The organism is Cryobacterium arcticum, assembly GCF_003185895.1.
GTDB classification, from domain to species: domain Bacteria; phylum Actinomycetota; class Actinomycetes; order Actinomycetales; family Microbacteriaceae; genus Cryobacterium; species Cryobacterium arcticum.
Genome location: NZ_QHLY01000012.1, coordinates 2,045,023 through 2,052,916 on the forward strand (window position 1 = coordinate 2,045,023; position 7,894 = coordinate 2,052,916).

The window sequence follows — 7,894 nt, forward strand, 5'->3', positions numbered from 1 at the left end:
TGGGCTGAGAAACTGCCGCGCCGACCGGCGGATTCACCGGCTGTGTTTTGCCGCCGCCTTGTTCGCCTTTCCGGACTTCCGCTGTGCGCGCTTGCGGGCATCTTCGGATTTCATCAGCACCCTGGCCTCATCGAGGTCGCCGATCAGGGGGCGCCACCAGCCGGCGGCGGGGTCGGCATCCACCAGTACCGTGCGCACAAGGAGAGTGAGCGGGATGGCCAGGATCGCGCCGATCGCGCCGAGCACGATGGCCCAGAACAGCACGGAGGCGAAGGTGAGGGACTGGCTGAGGGCTACCGCATTGCCCACTACTCGGGGCTGCACGATCGATTGCACGACAGCGTTGATGATGCCGTAGATCACGATCACCGGTAGGGCCACCTCCCAGCCGCCCACCAGAAATCCGAAGACCGCTGGCGGGATGATGGCGATGAAATAGCCGACGTTGGGGATGAAACTGCAGAGGAAGGAGAGCAGCCCCCAGAGGAAGGCGCCCGGCACGCCGAGCAGCACGAGCGCGACGGCGTTCAGCACGCCTTGCACGATGCCGAGCAGGGTGGTGGCCACCATGTACCGCCGCACGCTGGAGGCGAAGTTCACCAGGGCATCGACGAGGGTGGGCCGGGTGGGCCGCAGCTGGGCGAGCAGAGTAGGTAGGTAGCCGGCATCCGCTGCCATCAGGATCAACATGGTGAGGATGATCACCAGGGCGACCGTCACGTTGGTGATGCTGCCGAAGAGGCCGGAGGCGAAGGCGAGAAGGTTGGTGGGATCGAAGCTGGCTTCGATCGCTTGCACCTGCGCCGTGCCGAAGCCGACGCTCTTCAACCACCCCGACACCGTCGTAGCGATGTCGTTGATCTGGCTCGCGAACTGGGGCAGCAGCGCGGCGAACTGGGCCAGGGCGACGGCGAGCGCCGCCACAAACGCGGCCAACACCACGAAGACCGCGGTCACGACCGAACCCGTGGCCAGGCCCCGGGGTACCCCGCGGCGCTCGAGACCGCGACGAATCGGATGGGCGCAGATAGTGAGCACCAAGGCCAGCAGGATCGGCGCCGCGATGCCGGCGATGGCGGCGAGGCCGAAGACCGCGACGGTGGCGCCGCCCAGGCCTATCAGGATCGACGCGCCCCGGGGCATCACCAGGGCCGGGCGGGAGGTGGGCGCCACACCGGATGCGGCCGGGACGGGGGTGGGATGGGGTCGGCGTCGCCGCATGGGGGCTCCCTGCTTCGCATCGGTCAGCGTGAGGCACAGTGTCCTCCCCCGCCACCCGCTCCAGCGTCACCCGTTTCGGGTGAGGTCGCCGACCCCGGGGCCGGGCGCGCTCAGAGCCCGGGCAGGTGCCGGATGTTCGATCTCGCCATCTGCACGGCCTCGCCGACCCCGCCGTTCAGCACGGTCTTCGACAGAGCCAGGGCGAACCCCTTCACCTGCTTGGCCGTGACATTCGGCGGCAGCGACAGCGCCAGCGGGTCGGTCACGATGTCGACCAGCGCCGGGCCGTCGTGTGCGAAGGCCGACGTCATCGCCGCGCGGAGCGAGCCGGCGTCTTCGACCCGCACCGCGAAGAAGCCGAGTGCCGTCGCCACGGCGGCGTAGTCCACGGCGGGCACGTCCACGCCGAAGTCGGGGTAGCCGTCGACGAACATCTCTAGCTTGACCAGGCCGAGGGTGGAGTTGTTGAACACCACCACCTTCACCGGCAGCTTCTGGGCCGCGATCGTGATCAGTTCGCCCAGCAGCATGGCCAGGCCGCCGTCGCCGCTGATGGTCACGACCTGCCGGTCGGGGTAGGCGCTCTGGGCGCCGATCGCCTGCGGCACTGCGTTGGCCATCGAACCGTGCAGGTATGAGCCGATCAGGCGGCGCCGGCCGTTGGGGGTGAGGTAGCGAGCCTGCCAGACGTTGCCCATGCCGGTGTCTGCGGTGATGATGGCGTCGTCCGCGGCGAGCTCGTCGAGCATGGCCGCGGCGAACTCGGGGTGGATGGGCCGGCCGTGGGCCACATCCGTGTAGGTGCCCACGACCGAGGAGAGCAGTTTCTCGTGCTTCTTCAGGGTGCGGTCGAGAAAGCCCCGGTCGGTCTTGCGCCGCACCAGGTCGGTCAGCGCGGTCAGGGTGGCGGAGACGTCGCCGTGCACCGGGTGGCTGACGCTGGCCCGCCGGCCCAGGTGCGACGGGTCGGTGTCGACCTGGGCGATCACGACCTTGTCGCCATCGGGCAGGAACTGTTCGTAGGGGAAGTCGGTGCCGAGCAGCAGCACCAGGTCGGCGTCGTGGATGCCGGCGTGCGCGGCCCCGTAGCCGAGCAATCCGGTCATGCCCACGTCGAACGGGTTGTCGTATTGGATCCACTGCTTGCCGCGCAGGCTGTGCCCGACGGGAGCGGCGACGAGGTCGGCGAACGCGATGACCTGGTCGTGGGCGCCTTCGACCCCGGCGCCGGCGAAGATGGCCACGGTCTTGGCCGTGTTGATGGCGTCGGCCAGGAGCGCCACATCCGTTGCGGCCGGAACCACGCTGGGGCGGGCGGGCAGCACGAACCGGGGCACGACCCCGGCCGCATCGAGTTCGGCGACATCGCCGGGCAGGGTCACCACCGAAACGCCGCCCAGGGCCAGGGCGTGCCGCATGGCCGCGTTGACCACGGCCGACGACTGTTCGGCGGAGGAAATCAGCTCGCGGTAGTGCGAGCACTCCACGAAGAGCCGGTCGGGGTGGGTCTCCTGAAAGAAACTCGAGCCGATCTGGCCGGTGGGGATGTGGCTGGCGATCGCCAGCACCGGGGCACCGCTGCGATGCGCGTCGTACAGACCGTTGATCAAGTGCAGGTTGCCCGGGCCGCAACTGCCGGCGCAGACCGCCAGTTTGCCGGTGAGTTGGGCCTCGGCGCCGGCAGCGAACGCCGCAGCCTCTTCGTTGCGCACGTGTATCCAGTCGATGCCGCCCTTGGCGGAGCCGCCGGTGCGGCGCACCGCGTCGACCACCGGGTTGAGGCTGTCGCCGACGATTCCGTAGATGCGATGCACTCCGGCATCGACGAGTTGGGCGATGAGCTGGTCTGCAACAGTCTGGGCCATCGGCCCAGTTAACTCCCCGCTGCGCGCGCGAATCCAGATCAGCCTGCACAGTCAGCGAACTCACAGTCAGCCGTAACCCGCCGTTCGCCGGCCGCCCATGTGGCTGCCTAAGCTTGCAGAATGAGCCTTCGCGACATCCCCCTGACCGATGCCTCCGGGCAGACCGTGACCCTGGCCGATTACGCCGACCAGGTCGTGCTGATCGTCAACGTGGCCTCCAAATGCGGCCTCACCGTGCAGTACGGAGCGCTCGAAGAGCTGCAGAAGACCTACGCGGCCCGCGGGTTCACCGTGCTCGGCTTCCCCTGCAACCAGTTCAAGGGCCAGGAGCCCGGCAGCCTGGAGGAGATCCTGGACTTCTGCTCCACCACCTACGGCGTGACCTTCCCGCTCTTCGACAAGGTCGAGGTGAACGGCGCCGACCGGCACCCGCTCTACGCGCTTCTGACCGAGACCGCGGATGCCGACGGCGTGGCCGGCGATGTCGGCTGGAACTTCGAGAAGTTCCTCGTCACCCCGTCCGGTGAGGTGCACAGGTTCCGCCCGGCGACGGTGCCCGATGCGCCGGAGATCATCGACGCGATCGAGGGCGCCCTGTCGGTGGCGGCCTGACGGCTGCCCGCCCGGGCGCGGCGCGTCAGACGCCCACGTCCCGCTGCCGCAGGGTCACGGCGGCCAGGCCGCCGAGCACCAGCGCGGCCGCGTAGAACAGCACCACGGTCCAGACATCCGCACCGTTGGCCAGCGGAGCGTTGCCGTACGCCGCGTAATACGGCGACAGGTTGTGCAACCACTCCAGGTCGACGCTCTGGTTGCCGATCGCGTTGAAGACATAGCCGATCACCGCTACCGCAGCGCCGCCGCCGATGCCCCAGATGCGGCGGCCTCCGAGGGCTCCGCAGAGAAGCGCTGCGCTGCCGCAGACGAGCGCGAGCCCGCCGAAGATCAGGCAGGTGACGACGAGGTTTCCGATGTCGAGGTCCAACCCCGCCGGGCCGTTCCAGAACAGGATCAGCAGGAAGGCCACCAGCGCCAGCGCGAGGATCTTGAGCGTCAGCGCGGCGAACCGTTCGAAGGCCACCTGCACCCTGGTGACGCCGTGGGCGAGGGTCAGTTCGAGCTGGCCGGACTCCTCGTCGCCGCCGAGCGCGGCCGCGCCCCAGCTGATGGCGGCGATGCTGATCAGCAGGAATCCCATCAGGCCGAAGAAGGTGGATTGGGTGTAGCCGGCGCCGGTGTCGATCTGTTGATAGTTGATGGTGCGGGTCAGCTCCGGCGGCAAGCTGTCGATCAGGTCCTGCATCTGCGAGTTGCCGCTCATACTGGGAAAGATCGGCAGGTACAGGCTCAGCGCGGCCGCGAAGCCGATCGACCAGCCGACCACTGAACGCCAGCCGTCGCTGAGCGACTTGGTGAAGATCGGCAGCGCGGTGCGGCGGTCGAACCGGTCGGCACGTGCCGGGGCGTCGGTCTGGGTCGTGGCGCTCATCGTCCGAGCCCTTGTCGTGCCGGCTGGGCGTTCGCGTCCGAGTAGAGCCTGAGCACGGATTCCTCGAGGTCGGGTTCCTCAACGACGAGGTCGGTGAGGGTGAGGCTGGCGATGGCCCGCACGAACGGCGAGAGCGCTCCGGTGAGAATGGCAGTGGCCTCGGCGCCGGTGTCCGTGGGTAGCACCTCGAGCTCGCCGACCTCGGCGAGCGGGAAGAGCCGGTCATGAAGGTCGGCGACATCGATACCGCTGGCGCTCATCCGCAGGTGCCGGATCGCGGTGTCCCGCAGGGCCTCGACCCCGGATACCGTGATGATGCGACCGTCACGAAGGATGGCCACCTCGTCGGCGACCTGCTGAATCTCGCTGATCACGTGCGACGAGAGGAACACGGTCTGGCCGGCATCCCTCGCCTCCCGCACCAGACTGAGGAATTCCTGCTGCATGAGCGGGTCCAGGCCGCTGGTGGGTTCGTCGAGCACGAGCAGGTCGGGCTGGTGCATGAACGCCTGCACGATGCCGAGCTTCTGCTTGTTGCCCTTCGAGAGGGTGCGCACGGTGCGATCGAGGTCGAGTCCGAGCCTGTCGGCCAGCTCGTCGATCCGGCCCGCCTGCACCGGGCCGGAGATATTGGCATAGTGGCGGAGCAACCGGCGGCCGGTGATGCGCCCCTCGAGGATGAGTTCACCGGGCAGATACCCGATGCGGCGGCGCAGCTCCGGCCCGGCGTTCCGGGAATCGGTGCCGAGCAGGGAGGCCCGGCCGGAGCTCAGCCGGATCAGGTCGAGCAACGCCCGCATGATGGTGGTCTTGCCTGCGCCGTTGGGTCCGATCACACCGAAAACGCTGCCGGTGGGAACAGTGAAGCTCACCCCGTCAAGGGCTCGGGTACTGCCGAAGGTCTTCACCAGGTCGACGGCCTCGATGCCGATTCCCGTGGACGAATTCATGGTCATCACATCTGGAGCCTATGCACGTGCCGGGACGCTCACAAGCACATTCGGCCCGGCTGAACCGGTCTGCACTCCTGTGCAGCAATTCGGCGAGGATCAGCGCGGTGCCGCCGTGCTGGCGCGCACGATCAACTCGGGCGTGATCGCCGGAATCGACTCGGCCGGCTCGCCACCCATGAGCTGCAGCAGACGGTCAACGGCCACCCGGCCCACTTCGTTGAAGTCCAGCCGGATGGTGGTGAGGCCGGGCTGGAAGTAGCGCGCCTCGCTCATGTCGTCGAAACCCACCACGCTGACGTCACCCGGCACCGCCAGGCCGCGTTCGGTGAGCGCCTTCATCACGCCCAGGGCCATGGAGTCGTTGGCGGCCAGAACTGCCGTGACAGCCGGGTTCTCGGCAATGGCCAGCCCGGCGGCGTAGCCAGAGTCGACGGTCCAATCCACCGTCATGAATTCCGGGTTCACCGTGCGGTGCTGCGCAGAGAGCTCCGCCAACCAGCCGGCTCGGCGCGCATCTGAAGCCATCCAGCCGGGCGGCCCGGCAACGTGCCAGACGCTCTCGTGGCCCAGGTCGAGAAGGTGGCGGGTGGCCAGACGAGCCCCGAGGGCGTCGTCCATCGACACCGCGTGGGAGCTACCCGGCGAGCCCTGTTCGAAACGCACGATGGGCACGTCGAGGTCCAGACCGTTGAGCACCGGTTCCGCCGCCGACATCGGGGCCAGCACGATGATGCCGTCGACGGAATCGGCCACGAGGGTGTCGAGGGCCGCCCGGATGCTGCCGGAGTCGACAGCCGAGATGCTGACGAGGCTCGTGGCATAGCCGTTGCGGCGGGCTTCCTCCGCGACGCCGAACAGCACCATGGTGGAGCCGTGAACCGGGAGGGAGTAACTGAGCACACCGAGGTTCATCGAGCGGTTGGTCGCGAGCGCCCGCGCGGCGGCGTTCCGGTTGTACCGCAGCTGCGCGATCGCGTGCTCCACCCGGTCCCGCACGTCGGAGCCCACATTGCTGTGTCCGTTGACGACTCGCGACACGGTCTGCTGGGACACTCCGGCCAGCCTGGCCACGTCGATCATGCGCACACTGCGGTTCGTCGCCATGCCCCAAGGATAGACCAGGCACACCACGATAGAGCGCACTATCAACGCATTCTCTCCCGTTCTGAATGACAATAGTGCGCTAACACGAGGCGTTGATAGTGCGCTAACATCGATCAGCGACAGCGAGACCCGCCGTCGTGAGACCACCACACCGCAGAGCTGACAAGGACGTCGACCAGTGCCCCAGACCCGCCTGACAATCATGGAACGCGAGACAACGAAGGTGAAGGACTGCGTATGAGTGGCTACGGACCGGAAATCGAAGTGGCGATCGCCAGTGTGCGAGAGGACGTCGCCCGGTTGCACGGTGAGTTGACCGCTAATGGCTTGGTCGTCTGGACCGGGGGCAATGTGTCGGGCCGGGTGCCGGGTGCGGAGCTGTTCGTGATCAAGCCCAGTGGGGTGGACTATGCGGATCTGGCGCCGGAGAACATGATTCTCTGCGACCTGCACGGCAACGTCATCCCGGAGACGCCGGGTTCTGACCGGTCGCCGTCCAGCGACACGGCCGCGCACGCATACGTGTACCGGAACATGCCCGAGGTGGGCGGGGTGGTGCACACGCACTCGACCTACGCCACCGCCTGGGCCGCGCGCGGTGAAGAGATCCCGTGTGTGATCACGGCGATGGCCGACGAGTTCGGTGGTCCCATTCCGGTGGGTCGGTTCGCGATCATCGGGGATGACACCATCGGTCAGGGCATCGTCGAGGCGTTGACGGGGCACCGCTCCCGCGCCGTGTTGATGCAGAACCACGGCCCGTTCACCATCGGTAAGGATGCCCGCGACGCGGTCAAGGCCGCGGTGATGGTCGAAGACGTCGCCCGCACCGTGCACCTCGCCCGGCAGGGCGGGGAGCTCATCCCGATCCCGCAAGAAGCGATCGATTCCCTCTTCAACCGCTACCAGAACGTCTACGGACAAGCACCACAAGGAGCACTCAAATAATGACACCCACCGCACTCAACACGAGCCTCGACCAGTACGAGGTCTGGTTCCTCACCGGCAGCCAGAATCTCTACGGCGAGGAAACCCTCCGCCAGGTCGCCGAGCAGTCCCAGGAGATCGCCAACGCCCTCGGCGCCTCCACCGACGTTCCGGTCAGGATCGTCTGGAAGCCCGTGCTCAAGGATGCCGACTCCATCCGTCGCGCCGCGCTCGATGCGAACAGCGACGACAAGGTGATCGGCCTGATCGCGTGGATGCACACGTTCTCGCCGGCGAAGATGTGGATCGGCGGCCTCAACGCGCTGACGAAGCCG

The 7,894-nt window shown here is 67.6% G+C and carries 7 protein-coding genes and 1 pseudogene; 3 read left to right on the forward strand and 5 right to left on the reverse strand.

Going from position 1 to position 7,894, the window contains the following annotated elements; translation table 11 throughout:
* Positions 1–33: 33 nt before the first annotated feature.
* Entirely contained in the window at positions 34–1,221 is a 1,188-nt protein-coding gene (locus CTB96_RS19430) for an AI-2E family transporter (protein WP_110128392.1), read from the reverse strand.
* Between the two features lie 110 nt (positions 1,222–1,331).
* On the reverse strand, positions 1,332–3,086 hold the full coding sequence (locus tag CTB96_RS19435; protein ID WP_110128393.1) for a pyruvate dehydrogenase: 1,755 nt from the start codon (positions 3,084–3,086) through the stop codon (positions 1,332–1,334).
* Positions 3,087–3,206: 120 nt separating this feature from the next.
* Here CTB96_RS19435 and CTB96_RS19440 point away from each other — a divergent pair, with 120 nt between their 5' ends.
* Positions 3,207–3,698: a glutathione peroxidase gene (locus tag CTB96_RS19440; protein WP_110128394.1), complete on the forward strand. Its 492-nt coding sequence runs from the start codon at positions 3,207–3,209 to the stop codon at positions 3,696–3,698.
* 25 nt (positions 3,699–3,723) lie between these two features.
* Here CTB96_RS19440 and CTB96_RS19445 read toward each other — a convergent pair whose 3' ends face one another.
* From CTB96_RS19445 to CTB96_RS19455, 3 genes are all read right to left on the reverse strand, one after another.
* Entirely contained in the window at positions 3,724–4,575 is an 852-nt protein-coding gene (locus CTB96_RS19445; RefSeq protein ID WP_110128395.1) for an ABC transporter permease subunit, read from the reverse strand.
* Entirely contained in the window at positions 4,572–5,531 is a 960-nt protein-coding gene (locus CTB96_RS19450) for an ABC transporter ATP-binding protein (RefSeq protein WP_248283463.1), read from the reverse strand. The genes CTB96_RS19445 and CTB96_RS19450 overlap by 4 nt, the downstream gene beginning before the upstream one ends.
* A gap of 93 nt (positions 5,532–5,624) precedes the next feature.
* Positions 5,625–6,632 carry a LacI family DNA-binding transcriptional regulator gene (locus tag CTB96_RS19455; protein WP_248283464.1) on the reverse strand — a complete coding sequence of 336 codons (1,008 nt, stop codon included), beginning with the start codon at positions 6,630–6,632 and terminating at the stop codon, positions 5,625–5,627.
* Positions 6,633–6,869: 237 nt separating this feature from the next.
* Between CTB96_RS19455 and CTB96_RS19460 the strand changes: the two genes are divergently transcribed.
* Entirely contained in the window at positions 6,870–7,580 is a 711-nt protein-coding gene (locus CTB96_RS19460; RefSeq protein WP_110128397.1) for an L-ribulose-5-phosphate 4-epimerase, read from the forward strand.
* Positions 7,580–7,894: pseudogene (locus CTB96_RS19465) on the forward strand (L-arabinose isomerase); the annotation flags it as partial. The gene CTB96_RS19460 and the pseudogene CTB96_RS19465, both read left to right, overlap by 1 nt.

Excerpts from the sequence above, each read along its gene's own strand:
- CTB96_RS19430 (WP_110128392.1), bottom strand. The coding sequence starts at position 1,221 with ATGCGGCGACGCCGACCCCATCCCACCCCCGTCCCGGCCGCATCCGGT.
- CTB96_RS19435 (WP_110128393.1), bottom strand. The coding sequence starts at position 3,086 with ATGGCCCAGACTGTTGCAGACCAGCTCATCGCCCAACTCGTCGATGCC.
- CTB96_RS19440 (WP_110128394.1), top strand. The coding sequence starts at position 3,207 with ATGAGCCTTCGCGACATCCCCCTGACCGATGCCTCCGGGCAGACCGTG.
- CTB96_RS19445 (WP_110128395.1), bottom strand. The coding sequence starts at position 4,575 with ATGAGCGCCACGACCCAGACCGACGCCCCGGCACGTGCCGACCGGTTC.
- CTB96_RS19450 (WP_248283463.1), bottom strand. The coding sequence starts at position 5,531 with ATGACCATGAATTCGTCCACGGGAATCGGCATCGAGGCCGTCGACCTG.
- CTB96_RS19455 (WP_248283464.1), bottom strand. The coding sequence starts at position 6,632 with ATGGCGACGAACCGCAGTGTGCGCATGATCGACGTGGCCAGGCTGGCC.
- CTB96_RS19460 (WP_110128397.1), top strand. The coding sequence starts at position 6,870 with ATGAGTGGCTACGGACCGGAAATCGAAGTGGCGATCGCCAGTGTGCGA.